Genomic DNA, 14,641 nt, shown 5'->3' on the forward strand with positions numbered 1-14,641 from the left:
CGGGATCCCATACGCTCTTTGAGGCTACCTTTGCGTGTTTACCACCCTTTTTCAGGTCTACTCGCCATTGCTGGGCTGGACAATACTGGGGTTTCTTCTCCAGAAAGTCATGCCCACCGGGTGGAATCGTTGGGTAGGCCCCCATCCGCTGGGGCGATTCATGTTCTGGGTGGGGGTACCCCTCAGCATCATCGGGTTTATGCAGGGAGTAGATCTATCCGGGCAAATCTGGGTTGCCCCTCTGATCTGCTGGCTGTCGGTGGGGCTGGGAGCCGGGATGGCCAGTGCTTGGCTCTGGTGGCAACACCTGCGTAGGGAAGGCTTAGCACCGACAGCTCCCATGCCCTGGAGCAGTGCCCAGCAGGGTAGTTTTCATCTGGCCGCAACCCTCGGGAATACCGGCTATTTGGGCTATCCCATTTGTCTAGCGGTGGCAGGAACGACCTACTTTGGCTGGGCATTGTTTTATGACCTCTTGGGCACCCTATTTATGGCCTACGGGTTTGGGGTTTGGGTGGCTAGTCGCTACGGCAACTCCTGCATCCAAGCCTGGCAGGTTGGGATCCATATCCTGCGCACCCCTGCCCTTTGGTCGTTTGGGATGGGCCTTCTGCTGGTGCGTGAACCGCCGCCGGGGTGGCTCTCTCAGGGGCTTAGCGCTTTTGCCTGGGGCATGATTCCGCTCAGTTTGATGTTGTTGGGGATGCGGCTGGCGCAAGTCAAACATTGGGGATCCTTTCGTCCAGCCGGAGTGGCCCTCTTGATTAAGTTATTGCTTGTCCCTTTACTGGTGGGAATAGGTTTAGCCTTTACCTCTTACCCACCTCTGGCCAAGTTGGTACTGGTTTTGCAGTCTGGCATGCCCCCCGCTATTGCTACCTTGGTGCTCACGGAAGAATATGACCTAGATCGGGAGATTACCGTGACCGCTTTGGCGGTGGGATACTTGGCGGTTTTATTGACTTTGCCCCTTTGGCTCAAGTTGTGGGGAGCCTGAGGGATCTTGCACCGAGCCATAGGCCAGATCGGGTTCCAATTCTGGCGCTGGAGCATCCGTCCGCTGAGGTTCTGGGTCTTCCTCAGAGCTGGGATCCGAATCGGGTCGGTCTTGTACCCAGGGAACACGGGCGCGAACCGGGGGGACTTGCCAAAAGCTGGCTTGTTTGAGGTCAAATTCCTGACTCCAGGTGGGCAAGAAAGAACCGAGTTTCTGGCCAGACAGCCGCAACTGCTGTAAAAAAGTCAATTCCAAGCGAGCCAAGGTACGTCGCATGAAATCCTTGGCCCAGGCGGGATCAGGGGGTTCAACAGCTTGCAAATTAATCTGTAACAAGCCCAGCTTACGATTCAGGTGGATGCGGGCATGGATCCCTTCATTGCGCAGCAGATAGTTCAACAAATAGTGGATTGCCTCCACATCCCCCTGTTTGGCTCGGTACAGAGTGCCGTTGGGATTCAGCTGAACCTGTCCTTCCCATTGCCGATGCCATTCCGGGATCCCTTCGTTTGTCAGAAAGCCAAACAGCTCCACATGGCGCTGCCCCCAAGTTAGGGCGATGTGCTCCAAGGTAGGAGCCAGACTCGCCAGTAGGCTGTCCGGCTCCGGGAGAGGCTCTCCTTCTAGCCGCAGCAGTAGGCGATGGCCGGAAACCCGCGCTTGCACCCGCACATGTCCCAGCTCTAGGGATCCCAACGCCTCCCCCAAGCAGGTGACAATATCGGGCAGAGCACCCTGTGAAAAAGAGTTGGACACGGGCAGAGAGCCTACACAAGAGCTGGATCCAACCTAGCCCAACTCACTGGCCTCAGATACCCAAGACCAAGCGAGCGGTGTAGAAGTAAATCAATACCCCCAGCACATCCACAATCGTGGTGATAAAAGGGGCCGCCATCAGGGCCGGATCCAAGCCAAAGGAGCGAAACAGAAACGGCAAGCCCGCCCCCGAAATGGAAGAGAGAATGGAAATGCTGAATAAGCTCAGCCCGACGATGATCGCGACCGACAGATCCCGTTGCAGCGCATAAGCCCAGCCGATGGTGATCACACTGAGCATCAACCCCAGCATGGCCCCCACCGTCGCCTCGCGGGCGAGCACCCCAAACCCATCCTTGAGGCGCACCACCGCCGTGCTCAAACCCCGAATCACCACCGTCGAAGACTGTGCCCCAACATTGCCGCCGCTATCCACCAACAGCGGAATGAAGGCGGCCAAGGCAATGACTTCGCTCAAGACTTCTTCTTGCCCAGCGATGATTGTGCTGGTGAAGGTGTTGGTAAACAGCAAAATCAATAACCAGACCACCCGCTTGCGGGCCGCTCGCCATAAACCCAAATCAAAATAATCATCCTCCCCGGATTGCACCCCCCCTAAGGAGTAGATATCTTTGGTGGTCTCTTGCTCCAAAATGTCCAGTACATCGTCTACCGTGACGATTCCCACTAGGCGCTGTTCTGCGTCTACCACTGGCACCGCCAATAGGTCATAGCGCTGGATCACCCGTGCCACTTCTTCTTGGTCGGTATTGGTGCTGACAAACACGACTTCTCGGTTCATCACCTCTCCCAACATTTGGGCCGGATCCGCCATCACCAGTTCCCGCAACGATAGCGCCCCGGTTAAATGCCGCTCGGCGTCTGTGATGTAGAGGTAGTAAATTGTTTCGGTTTCTCTGGCCAACAGGCGCACCCGCTCCAGAGCTTGGGCTGCTGTCAGATTCTCCTTTAGGGAAATATGCTCGGGGGTCATGATCCGCCCCGCCGTGTTGGGGGCATAGCCGAGCAGTAGTGCCGTGGCTTCCCGTTCTTGCGGGCTTAGTTGCGGCAGCAGGGCTGTCACCACTTTGGCGGGTAACTCGTCGAACAGGCGGGCCCGGTCATCCGGCGACATTTTATCGAGAATATCTTGGATTTCATGGCTTTTGAACTCTTGCAGCAGAGCTTCCTGCAGTTCTAAATCCAAGTGTTCGTAAACCCGAATGGCCAGATCCTTAGCCAGCAGCCGAAAGGCCAAAGCCTGCTGAGCCTCTGGCAACTCTCCAATCACATCGGCAATATCCACCGGCTGAACGGGCAACAGGAGAGATTTCGCCTGCTCCAACTCGTTTTGGGCTAGGTACAGACTGAGTTGGCCTCGCAATAATTCACAAAATTGTTCCCGGCTTAGTTCGGAACGGATCGGGGTTGGGCTTCCAGTGGTGGGGTGCAACAGCTTTCCTCCCTGCGACTCTAGCCTTAACTATGCCAGCAAAGCTGAATCTGCCCAAGCGTTAGCGTTGGCCTTCTAGTATCCTGAATGCTGTCTAAACCTACGAAGGACGAGGAACGAGACAAGATTACTCATAGAATTAAATCTATGAATTTAATCACGAAACTCGATTTTCGTCTATTCTCGTTTGCCTTTAACATGTTTTTAAGATTTTTTGCAGAATCTCAGCAAGTAGCGTGAGCAAGCCGGGATCCCTGGCTCAAGGAGGATTATGGACTGGAACTGGCTGGTGATGAGCACCTGGATGATTCCCCTCTATGCCTTGTTGGCTTGGGTAGGGGCGTTGATTTGGTCGCCCGGAGTTACCCGTCGCACAGGGCCGCGTCCAGCTGGGTACTTGAATGCTCTGCTCAGCTTGGTGACTTTTATTCATAGCGTTGGGGCATTGGTTGCCATTTGGGGTCAGCCCACTCAGGTGATGCGGTTTCCGTGGATGCAGGTGGGGGATCTGGTGCTGGAGTTGCCTCTGCAGGTTTCAGAGGTAACCTTGGCAGCCTGTGTGCTGGTGACGGGCTTGAACCTGGCGGCTCAGGTCTACGGCTTTGGCTACATGGAAATGGACTGGGGCTGGGCGCGATTTTTCTCTTTGCTGGGCTTGTTTGAGGGGGGGATGTGCGCCTTGGCCTTGTGTGACTCCCTGTTTTTTAGCTACATCATTCTGGAAATTTTGACTCTGGGCACCTATCTGCTGGTGGGGTTGTGGTTTAACCAATCCCTGGTGGTGACCGGGGCGCGGGATGCTTTCTTAACCAAGCGGATCGGGGACTTGCTGCTGCTGATGGGGGTGATCGCCATCTATCCCCTGACGGGATCTTGGGATTTTGAGGCACTGGCCGCTTGGGCGGCATCGGTGCAGTCGGGAGCGGCAAGCGTGGATCCCACCTTGATCACGCTGGTGGGGCTGGGGTTACTGGCGGGCTCGGTGGGCAAGTGCGCCCAGTTCCCGTTACATCTGTGGCTGGATGAGGCGATGGAGGGACCGATCCCAGCTTCTATTCTGCGCAATGCCGTGGTGGTGGGTACCGGGGCTTGGGTGTTGATTCGGTTAGAGCCCCTGTTTGCCCTCTCGCCGACGGTGCTGGCGGTGATGCTCACCATTGGTGGACTGACGGCGGTGGGGGGATCCCTGGTGGCCTTAGCCCAGATCGATGCCAAGCGGGCCTTGTCCTACCTAGTAAGCGCCTACATGGGTTTGATTTTCGTGGCGGTGGGTACCGGCCATACCCAGCAAGCCTACGGGTTTTTGCTCACCTATGCTCCGGCGATGGCTCTGCTGGTGATGGCGCCGGGCACCGTGATCTGGAACAGTATCACTCAGGATTTGCGCTATTTAGGTGGATTGTGGTCGCGGCGGCCTGTGTCAGGGCTGTGCTTTTTGATCGGGATGGCGGGAATACTGGCTCTGCCCCCCTTTGGCTCCTTCTGGGTACTGACGGATTTGTGGCAGCAAATGTGGCAATCCGGGCAGGGGCTGTGGGTAGCGGTCTTGACCGTCACCAATGGCATCGCTGCCCTGGGGCTGATGCGGGTGTTTGGCCTGATCTGGGGAGGCAAACCGCAGCAAATGAGTGAGCGTTCGCCGGAGGTGCACTGGCCGATGATGCTGCCTACCACGGCGGTGATGGGGGTGGCGCTGCACATGCCAATGATCTTGGCGGCGGCGGATCTGATTCCGGCGGTGGACTGGATCCCCAGTGGGGTCATGGTCGGCTCCAGCTTGGTGGGGATGGCTTTGGGCGCATGGTTTTACCTCAGTCCAGAGCGGCGGGCAGTGGATTGGGCCTTTTTGGCCGATTGGCAGGATTTGCTGGCCAACGACTTCTACACCCCCAAGCTATACCGGGCCAGTGTGGTATTTGCAGTGCGGATTATCTCGGAGATCACTGCTTTCTTTGACCGCTACGTGGTGGATGGCTTGGTGAATTTGACCAGCTTGGCTGTCTTGGCGGGGGGACAGGTTTTGAAATACACCACCTCCGGTCAGCTACAGGCCTACTTGTTGACAATCGTGGTGGGGGTAGCCCTTTTGGGTTGGGTCATTCTCTAGGGTGGATGCAAAGGCTGAGAAGGAAAGAAGGTGGAGATGATGCTGAGTGTCTTGATTGCCTTGCCGATACTGGGATCCCTGCTGCTATTTCTGGGGTTAGGGGGACGAAAGCTGGCGGTGGTGTTGTCAGGGATCCCGTTGGCCATTTCTCTGCTGCTGTTTCGCGGTTTTGACCTACAAACAGCGGGGATGCAGTGGCTGGAGCGATGGGACTGGATCCCGCAGGTGGGGTTGAATTACTCCCTGGGATTGGATGGTTTGTCGCTGTTGATGGTGGCGTTGAATGGGCTGATCACTCTGATTGCGGTGTTAACCACCGAACCGGATGTTAAGCGGCCCAACCTGTTTTATGGCTTGATTCTACTGATGAGTGGCGCAGTGAACGGGGCCTTTGCTGCGCAGAATTTGATTTTGTTTTTCTTGTTCTATGAGCTGGTTTTGATCCCGATTTATCTGCTGATCTCCATTTGGGGCAGTGGTAAACGGGATTATGCTGCCATCAAGTTCCTGATCTATACCGCCGTTTCTGCCATTTTCTTGTTGGGGGCCTTTCTGGCCATCTATTGGATTGGGGATCCCCATAGCTTTGAATTGGCGGAGATTCGCATTGCTGACTTTAGCCCCGCCGTTCAAACGTTGCTGCTGCTGGCGGTAATCGTGGCCTTCGGCATCAAGATGCCGTTGATTCCCTTCCACACCTGGTTGCCGGATGCCTACGGCGAATCCTCCCCTCCAGTGGCGATGCTACTAGGGGGCGCCCTCTCCAAGCTGGGTACCTACGGTCTGTTCCGCTTTGGGTTGCAATTGTTGCCGCAGGCTTGGGCAGATTTGGGCGGGATCCTCGCCTGGTGGGGGGCTATTGCAGTGTTAGCAGGGGCTTTGGCAGCGATCGCCCAGAAAGATATCAAGCGGATGGTGGCCTACAGTTCCATTGGCCACATGGGCTACATTCTCCTGGGCATGGCAGCGGCGACCCCCATCAGCCTGACGGGGGTAATGGTGCAAATGGTCTCCCATGGCTTGATCTTGGCTCTTCTGTTCGACTTGGTAGGCTTGGTGGAGCGCAAGGTGGGAACCCGAGATCTGGATGTGCTGAATGGTTTGCTCAACCCGATTCGGGGTTTGCCGGGGATCAGTGCCCTGCTGATTTTGGGAGGTATGGCTAGTGCCGGGATCCCGGGTTTGGTGGGGTTTGTGGCGGAGTTTTTGATCTTCCAAGGCAGCTACAGCGATTTTCCGTTGCCCACACTGATCGGCATTTTGGGTACAGGTCTGACGGCAGTGTACTTTGTGATTTTGCTTAACCGTACTTGCTTCGGCAAATTGGACAATCGCACCGCCTATTACCCAAGGGTGGAAAACTGGGAGCGGATCCCTGGGGTGACCTTAGCGGCGTTGATTCTTTGGTTCGGGATCCAGCCGATGAATCTGGTGAAATGGCCGCAACCTTTGGCTTTTACCCTCTCCACTCAAGTGGCTCAAGCTCAAACCATCATGCTGGCGGAAGCTACCGATCTTGCAGAGTAGAGATGGCTTCATTTTAGGATACCCAATGTATCCCCTGATTCAAGAAAAGCAAGCAGACATTATTCTTGAATGGAGAACACCATGACCACAGCCCTCGCAGCCACCAAACTTCCTCCTTCCACCCATCCTTTTGCGGATGTGATCCATCGCCTGGAAGCAGGAGGATCCATGCTGCCAGATACCCCAGAAAACCTGATGCAGATCATCGGCCTCTATAAAGCCTATGCGGTGCCGATGGATTTTTACTGGCGGGATTTGCTCTACATTGCCGAGCAAGTTTTTGTGGATCCCCTGCCTTTTTTTAAGTTCATCATTCCCGATGAATACCTCAAGCTGGCCAATCACTATGCTGGGGACAATGCCGATTTGCGGATTTGGCGCGGCATAGATACTGCTCACCCTGAGCTGTTGGAGTTCATGGAAAAAGGGGAGTTAAAGCGTAAGCTGCCCCGGATTTTGCATCACCTTTGGCATGACCGCATCAATATGGAATTTGCCGAAGAATGTATGCGGGCCATGCTCTGGCACCGGGATATGGGGGGATTGCTGGATCCCTACATGGACTCGGAGGAGTATAGGCAAAATGCGGATCGGGCGATTCGGGCTTATGTACAGGGAAATCCGTTGCTACAGGGCCTGTATAAGCTCTTCCCCGATATGTTCATGGAATTGTGCCGCCAAGCCACCATGTATTCGGTGCTGGGTCTATTCTGGGAGATCATGGCCCCGGTCTTTTTTGAGATGAGCGATCTCTACGACGAGGGCAAGCTCACCAGTGTGCCGGAGGCGATGAATTTTTTGGTGAATGGGATTTTTGCCATTGCCGGGCGACCCATTTATCACCGTGTTCGGATTCGGGGAGAATGGTACGATATTGTGCCCAAATCGAAAGGCTTTACCTGGCTGTATGAAGCGGCTTTTCCTTATGTGGAGGCAGTATTTTATCGTACCTCTCCTTTCCGAGGTACTAAATCCTACAATGCTCAGGCCAATCAAATCCCTGTCGATCAACGGGATTATCACTACGGGATCCTATATGCGGATAAGTTCCCGGTGGGTACAGCTGGGATCCCGCCCACCCTTTTGCATCAGGATATGTACCACTTTCTGCCTCAGTACTTGGTGGATTATTATCGCCAACATTGCCGGGGTGATGAGGATATGCTGATCCAGTTGGGGGTTAGCTTCCAGCGCTCCATGTACAACGTTACTTCGGCAGTTATCCAAGCGGGTAGGGCAGCTTTTCTCTATCCTCTGGATGATCCCAATCCTCGGCATTTGATGATGAATCGTCGTTATTTCGAAGGGCAACTGAACCGTTTCGCCCGGCCTGAATACGGGATCCGAGAAGCCGCTCGCATCACCTATGTTCAAGACCAGAACTACCGCTAAGTATTGACACCAAGTGACACCAAGTGACACCAAAGTATTGAAATCACCATAAAAAACCTCACGACAAAAGGGATCCCACTCATGCCAGATATTGTCGATATCGCCGTTTCTGTCGAAGGCTTTTCCACACTGGTGACAGCTGTAAAAGCGGCCAACTTGGTGGATACCCTCAAGAGCCCCGGCCCATTTACCGTCTTTGCCCCTACGGACGCTGCTTTTGCCAAGTTGCCGGGCGGGACGATCACCACATTGGTACAGAATATCCCCCAATTGACTCGCATTCTTTGCTATCACGTAGTGCCAGGCCGTCTGAAAAAAGCCGATTTGGCCAAGTTTCAAACGGTTGGATCTGTGGAGGGATCCCCAATTGATCTGACCATTGAGGAAGATATTTTTGAGGTGAATAATGCCACGGTAATTCAGGCGGATATTGAGGCAGACAATGGCATCATTCATGTGATCGATACAGTGATTCTAATGCGCCCGCATTGGTTCTGGCCCATCATGAATTCCAAGCTAGCGGCCACCGCAGAAGCATGAACAGATGTAACGCCTGAGAAAAAAGTAGCTGAAAATACATTTTGCGGAGGAAGAGCGACCAACAGTAGAAAAGGGATAATGTTCAGCCCAAGGGATCCCAGACGTGCGATTTGATACTTATGAGCCTGGCGAGGGTTTCTACGACGAATTGTTTTTGGCGGCTAACCAACCGCGTCCTGAGGCGATACCGTTAATCGAGCGCATCCACTCCCTCGGAGAAGGAGAACTGCAACGCCGACAACAGGCGGCGCAGGCAGCGTTTTTTCAAATGGGGATTACTTTCAATGTCTACGGGGATAGCCAGGGCACTGAGCGGATTTTCCCGTTTGATATCATTCCGCGCATCATCTCAGCAGCGGAATGGGAGCGGTTGGAAAAGGGCTTGAAACAGCGTATCCATGCCCTCAACCTCTTTATTGATGATATTTACCACGACCAGAAGATCATCAAAAACAAGATCCTGCCGCTAGAGCTGATCGAGTCGGCCAAGGGGTTTTTGCGCCCCTGTATTGGGCTAAACCCACCGGGTGGCATTTGGTGCCACATTACGGGAACGGATCTGATTCGGGATCGAGACGGCACCTGGTATGTGCTGGAGGATAACCTACGCTGTCCGTCGGGGGTATCATATGTACTGGAAAATCGGCGAGTGATGAAAAGTACCTTCCCGGCTCTCTTTAACACCATGGGGATCCAGCCAGTGGATGATTACCCTAGTCACTTGCTGGAAACCCTGCTCCACCTCACTCCTCCACAACTTGCCAATCCAACGGTGGTAGTGCTCACCCCTGGCATTTACAACTCCGCCTATTTTGAACATTCCTTCCTGGCCCAGCAAATGGGGGTGGAATTGGTGGAAGGACGGGATCTGGTGGTGGCGGATGGCTACTTGCAAATGCGAACCACCAAGGGTCTGCAACGGGTGGATGTGATCTATCGCCGTATTGACGATGACTTTATCGATCCCCTGGCATTTCGCCCGGATTCGATGCTGGGGGTGCCGGGGCTGCTGGAGGTGTATCGCTCCGGTCGGGTGGCGATTGCCAATGCCCTAGGGACGGGGGTAGCCGACGACAAGGTGATCTACGCCTATGTACCGAAGATGATTCGCTACTACCTGGGAGAAGAGGCGATTTTACCCAATGTGCCCACCTATCTGTGTTGGGATCCCCAGGATCAAGCCTATGTGCTAGAAAACCTGGACAAGCTGGTGGTGAAGGCGGCCAACGAGTCGGGGGGCTACGGCATGTTGATGGGATCCCAGGCCACACCTGAGGAACGGGCTGCCTTTGCCGAGAAAATTCGCGCCCAACCCCGCAACTATATCGCTCAACCCACCCTATGCCTGTCGCGGGTTCCAACTTTGGTGGATCGCGGCGAAGGTCCTTGCCTGGATGCCTGCCATGTGGATTTGCGGCCCTACATCCTCTACGGCGAAGACATTTATGTCCATCCTGGCGGGCTGACCCGCGTTGCTCTCAAGAAGGGATCCCTGGTGGTGAACTCCTCCCAAGGGGGTGGCAGCAAAGATACCTGGGTGCTGTGTCGGGATCCTGCTTGTTGAGAGGGCCTCACGTCCGGATTGCACGCAAAGCTCAGCGTGCAAAGTCACCAAGTCACTTAGAGCGCGATTTTCCAGATTTTCTGGAGGTATCTGGTCGGCCAAATTTGCCAAAGCGGCTGGCGTGTTGATGGGCCAAATCCACGTAATGCTGAGCGTGGATGCGCAGCTTTTCCACTTCTTCCTCCGTAAGGGTGCGGATGGCTTTTGCTGGGGTACCCACAGCCAAAGAGCGCGGTGGCACCGACTTGGCGACTACAGCTCCGGCACCAATAATGCTGCCCGTTCCAATGGTGACTCCATTCAAGATGGTGGCCCCAATGCCGATCAAACAGCCCCCCTGAATGCGGGCACTGTGGATGACAGCGCGGTGGCCGATGGTCACCTCCTCACCGATGATCGTGGGTTGGTCGGGATCCCCGTGCACAATCGCCCCGTCCTGGATATTAGTGCAGCGGCCAATGGTAATAGGCGAAATATCCCCCCGCAGAATGGCCCCATACCAAATGCTCACAGATTCCGAGAGTTCCACGGTTCCGATCACGGTGGCATTGGCGGCGATAAAAGCGACCTCATCCATTCCCGTAGGTTCTTGATCCAACCAAATGGGCCAAGTATCCTGTGCTTCTTCCATTTAGCGAATCCCCCAAGGCCGGGAGAGCATATTTGGGGAATAACGCATGGGCAATGGATCCTTCTCGACAGGGACTGTGCCGATCTACCCGACTCAGGTGCAGGTTCTGAGGGCAACGATATCGGCTCCTGAGATCTTATCCAGATTCCGACTGATCTTTTCGATATCCCAATCCCACCAGGCAATCTGCAACAGCTCCTGAATCACCTCCTCAGAAAAGCGTTGTCGCAGAACCCGGGCTGGGTTTCCACCCACAATCGTGTAAGGGGGCACATCCCAGCTTACCACTGCTTTCGCTCCAATGATTGCTCCATCCCCTACTTTGACACCAGGGAGTAGGGTGGCATCGTAGCCAATCCAAACATCGTTGCCAATGATGGTATCTCCCTTAAAGGGAAAAGCATTGAGAGGTGGTTCGGATCCCTCCCATCCGTTGCCAAAGATGAAAAAAGGAAAGCTGGAAAACCCGGCAATCGCGTGATTAGCCCCATTCATAATGAATTTCACGCCGCGGGCAATGGCACAAAACTTACCGATAATCAGGCGATCCCCCACAAAAGGGTAGTGGTACAAAACATTGCGTTGAAAATCTTCCGAATCGTCTGGATCGTCGTAGTAGGTGTAGTCCCCAATTGAGATATTTGGATCAGAGACCGTATTTTTGATGAAGCAAATTTGTGGGAAATTCACCATCGGATGAGGATTTTTAGGATCGGGGCCATTCATGTTCATTCATGTTAATTGTACTTGGCGTTGAGAAGGTAAGGAGGGATCCGCAGGTTGCAAAGTTTGAATGGCAAAGAAAGTTTCATAAATGCGATCCCCAACCCGGTTCATTTGCAGTTGCAAATTATCGAGAAACTCGTGTAGGCCCTGTTCCATGATGTCATCGATGGTCAAGTAGTCTAATTCGGAGCGCAAACGTCCCAAAGCCCGCTCACCAGGATCCCGCCAGGTACCGGCTGGAGTGCCCGTAATCTCGTGTAAAGACCGATCCGCCTGAATCAGGCAAAATTGAATCGAGCGGGGAAATTGCCGATCCAAAATCAGGAAAGAGGCCACCTCTTGGGGGTTAATGCGATGTTGACGACTGTATTTGCGATACATCTCATAAGCACTGGCGGATTTCAGCAAAGCAATCCATTGCAACTCATCCAGAGCCGTGCCCACGTATTGTACAGAAGGTAACAGGATAAAATATTTCACATCTAAAATCCGTGCGGTTTTGTCAGCCCGTTCCAACAGGCGACCAATCTGGCCAAAATGCCAGCCCTCACCGTGGGTCATGGTAGCATCCATCACCCCAGCAAAGAGGTGGCTGGCTAACTTCACTTCCGTGAAAAAATCGTGCCACTGGCTTAAGTTTTTACCCTGCTGGGCCGCTTCTTTCACCATCAAATAAAATCGATTGACCCGCTCCCACATTTCTGAAGAAATCACCTCTCGCACAGAACGGGCATTTTCTCGTGCCCATTGCAGACAGGAAAGAATCGAGTTGGGATAATCCCTATCAAAAGCCAGAAATTGGACGACCGTATCTTGGGTGGCTTCGCCGTAGCGCTGGTAAAATAACTCCTGATCCCCAGTGGTGTAAATAATCGGATCCCATTGTTGAGCGGTGCCACTGGGAGAGTCAAGGATCAGATTCAAGTTGACATCGATAAACCGGGCGATATTTTCCGCGCGCTCCACATAGCGGTTTAGCCAGTAAATCGAATCCGCCACCCGACTCAACATGCCTTCGTCTCCTCTAAGGTTTTTGTTGCCCATATGGGCTGTAACCCCAACCGGGTCATCACCCACCGCAGCTTCACCCACAACACCACCGTCACACCCGTCAGCAACCCTCCCAGCCAATCCATCGGAGTGCCCAAATAGCGTACCTGGATCTGATGTGCTCCGGGCGGGATCTGCACCTGCAGCTGCCCTAACCCCGTGCGTTCTGCCGGTCTCAGGCGGCCATCCATCTCTACCCACCAAGCGGGGTAATAAAAGGTACGCAACACTACAATTTGGTCTCTATCGGTGGGGTTGACGGCTCGAAAACGACGATAGCCATAGCTCCAACGCTCCACCTGTAAATCGGCTTCAGAGGGTTGCCCCTGCTCCCCATTGGTTAGAGAGTCCCCGAGGTTGCCTTGCCAACGCACCAGCGGATCCACAGTCGGAGGGGGCATCGGGAAGGTGACCCCATGGGCGCGATATTCCGGCACATCCACCAAAGCCAGCCCATCCGGAAAAATCCAGTGCCAGTACAAGAAAGGGGTACCCGGTCGTTGCTGTGGCTCAATCGGGAATTGCTTGGCCGCCGAGAGGGTGTGAAAGGTTTGGATCACCTGGGGCTGAAAGCTCGTGCGGCCCAAGACCTGCCACCCTAGCCCCACCTGGATCATGACCGCCAAAGCTGTTCCCAAAAGGATTAGATACCGCCAGCTTTTGCGGTTCCAACCCCATCCCGCCAGGGATCCCAGCAGCCAGGGCACCGTTACGGTGGTAATCCCCATCCAACGCCAGGAAAACTGGATCCGCTGCAACGGCAAAACCCAGTCGTAGACCCAACTGAGCAAATCCGTCATCATCAGCAGGGCCACCAAACTAGCCCCAAGGCTATAGAGCAAAACTTCTCCGGGCAGCAATGGGGATGGACATGGAGAGGGGGATCCCAGCCCAGCAGCCTCTTTGTGGGAAGCTACCCGGTTCACCCCCCAACGGCCCAGCAGCAGGATAATACTACGCATCGCTTGCACGATTGCAGCCCCAGCGACCACCGCTACCATCCAGTTCCAGTACCCCAACAGGCCACTCTCGAACCAGTGATCGGTCAGGAGCGGTTGCAGACGGGTAAGGCCGCTCACCATCAGGCGAGATTGCGGAAAATAGTCTTCGGCAAAATTAACCGCATCCACCTGAATCAGGCGCTGATCCAGGAACGCAGGCACCAAAAAAAAGGCTGACCACCCCAGCCCCAACCCCAACCCTAAATAGGAGCGTCCCAACTTCGGCCAGAGGGGATCCCGCCAGCGCAACACCCAGGGCAACGGCAGCACGATCAGAGTCAACAGCAGCAGCATCGGCAAATGGGAGAGCACCAACAGGCCATAACTGAGGGCCAAGGCCCAGATCGGCCCAATCAACCCCGGTTGGCACAACACCTGCACCAAAGCCCAGAAAATCCAGGGCAACAGAGCAATCGCCCACACTTCGCCGATGGCTCCCCGCTGATAGATATCCACCAGCCAATAGGGACCAGCCATACCCATCAAAGCCAAAATCAGGGCCAGAGGGCGGGGCGCGATGGTTTGGATCAGAGCGTAGAGTCCGGATCCCATCACCAACAGAGCCAAGCCCATACTGGCCACCAGCGAAGCAGGCATCTCCAACCCCAGGATGCGGAAGGGCAGAGTCGCCACCATGCACAGGGGTGGGTAGAAAGCAAAGGTAGCATTGCCAAAGCCGAAGTTGGAAAATTCCAGCCAGCGGGGGTAGAATTGCCCCCCGAAAAATTGCCGCTGATATTGAAAGGCCCAACTGAGATTAAACTGAGTCGAATGGGTGCTGGGATACCCCTGTTGTACCATCGGCCAGAGCAGCAGAATCATCCCTGCCAGCACCCCAGACCCAACCAGCCAGAAGAACCCAACCTGACGCAGAACCTTCACCATGAGCGCTTCCCA

General features: G+C 54.6%; 12 protein-coding genes. 6 read left to right on the top strand and 6 right to left on the bottom strand.

The features are described 5' to 3' along the window. The first annotated feature begins 34 nt into the window (after window positions 1-34). A complete protein-coding gene (locus tag L1047_RS07150; RefSeq protein WP_235278207.1) occupies window positions 35-997 on the top strand; it encodes an AEC family transporter in 963 nt (320 codons plus the stop codon). Here the strand turns inward: L1047_RS07150 and L1047_RS07155 are convergent. After that, window positions 956-1,753, bottom strand: a complete 798-nt coding sequence (locus L1047_RS07155; protein WP_235278208.1) for a hypothetical protein — start codon at window positions 1,751-1,753, stop codon at window positions 956-958. The two genes, L1047_RS07150 and L1047_RS07155, sit on opposite strands and share 42 nt — an antisense overlap. A gap of 52 nt (window positions 1,754-1,805) precedes the next feature. Further along, entirely contained in the window at window positions 1,806-3,206 is a 1,401-nt protein-coding gene (gene mgtE / locus L1047_RS07160; RefSeq protein ID WP_235278209.1) for a magnesium transporter, read from the bottom strand. Between the two features lie 271 nt (window positions 3,207-3,477). On the opposite strand from mgtE, the gene L1047_RS07165 reads away from it, so the two are divergent. From L1047_RS07165 to L1047_RS07185, 5 genes are all read left to right on the top strand, one after another. Then, window positions 3,478-5,313, top strand: coding sequence for an NAD(P)H-quinone oxidoreductase subunit F (locus tag L1047_RS07165; RefSeq protein ID WP_235278210.1), 1,836 nt, complete (start codon window positions 3,478-3,480; stop codon window positions 5,311-5,313). 39 nt (window positions 5,314-5,352) lie between these two features. After that, window positions 5,353-6,840, top strand: coding sequence for an NADH-quinone oxidoreductase subunit M (locus L1047_RS07170; RefSeq protein ID WP_235278883.1), 1,488 nt, complete (start codon window positions 5,353-5,355; stop codon window positions 6,838-6,840). Window positions 6,841-6,921: 81 nt separating this feature from the next. Beyond that, window positions 6,922-8,232, top strand: coding sequence for a CO2 hydration protein (locus tag L1047_RS07175; protein WP_235278211.1), 1,311 nt, complete (start codon window positions 6,922-6,924; stop codon window positions 8,230-8,232). Window positions 8,233-8,313: 81 nt separating this feature from the next. After that, the gene (locus tag L1047_RS07180) at window positions 8,314-8,772 is read left to right on the top strand and encodes a fasciclin domain-containing protein (protein WP_235278212.1); all 459 of its coding nucleotides are present in this window, start codon (window positions 8,314-8,316) and stop codon (window positions 8,770-8,772) included. Between the two features lie 103 nt (window positions 8,773-8,875). Next, window positions 8,876-10,336 carry a circularly permuted type 2 ATP-grasp protein gene (locus L1047_RS07185; RefSeq protein ID WP_235278213.1) on the top strand — a complete coding sequence of 487 codons (1,461 nt, stop codon included), beginning with the start codon at window positions 8,876-8,878 and terminating at the stop codon, window positions 10,334-10,336. 52 nt (window positions 10,337-10,388) lie between these two features. Here the strand turns inward: L1047_RS07185 and L1047_RS07190 are convergent, their stop codons facing one another. From L1047_RS07190 to L1047_RS07205, 4 genes are all read right to left on the bottom strand, one after another. After that, window positions 10,389-10,967, bottom strand: coding sequence for a gamma carbonic anhydrase family protein (locus tag L1047_RS07190; protein WP_443081683.1), 579 nt, complete (start codon window positions 10,965-10,967; stop codon window positions 10,389-10,391). Between the two features lie 93 nt (window positions 10,968-11,060). Further along, entirely contained in the window at window positions 11,061-11,693 is a 633-nt protein-coding gene (locus tag L1047_RS07195; RefSeq protein ID WP_235278214.1) for a Vat family streptogramin A O-acetyltransferase, read from the bottom strand. A 6-nt stretch (window positions 11,694-11,699) separates the two neighbouring features. Then, complete coding sequence (locus L1047_RS07200; RefSeq protein ID WP_235278215.1) at window positions 11,700-12,704, bottom strand: alpha-E domain-containing protein; 1,005 nt, start codon at window positions 12,702-12,704, stop codon at window positions 11,700-11,702. Further along, a complete protein-coding gene (locus tag L1047_RS07205) occupies window positions 12,698-14,629 on the bottom strand; it encodes a hypothetical protein (RefSeq protein WP_235278216.1) in 1,932 nt (643 codons plus the stop codon). Before L1047_RS07205 ends, L1047_RS07200 begins: the two co-directional genes overlap by 7 nt. Between the last annotated feature and the right edge of the window lie 12 nt (window positions 14,630-14,641).

Source organism: Synechococcus sp. Nb3U1, from assembly GCF_021533835.1.
Taxonomy (GTDB): Bacteria; Cyanobacteriota; Cyanobacteriia; order Thermostichales; family Thermostichaceae; genus Thermostichus.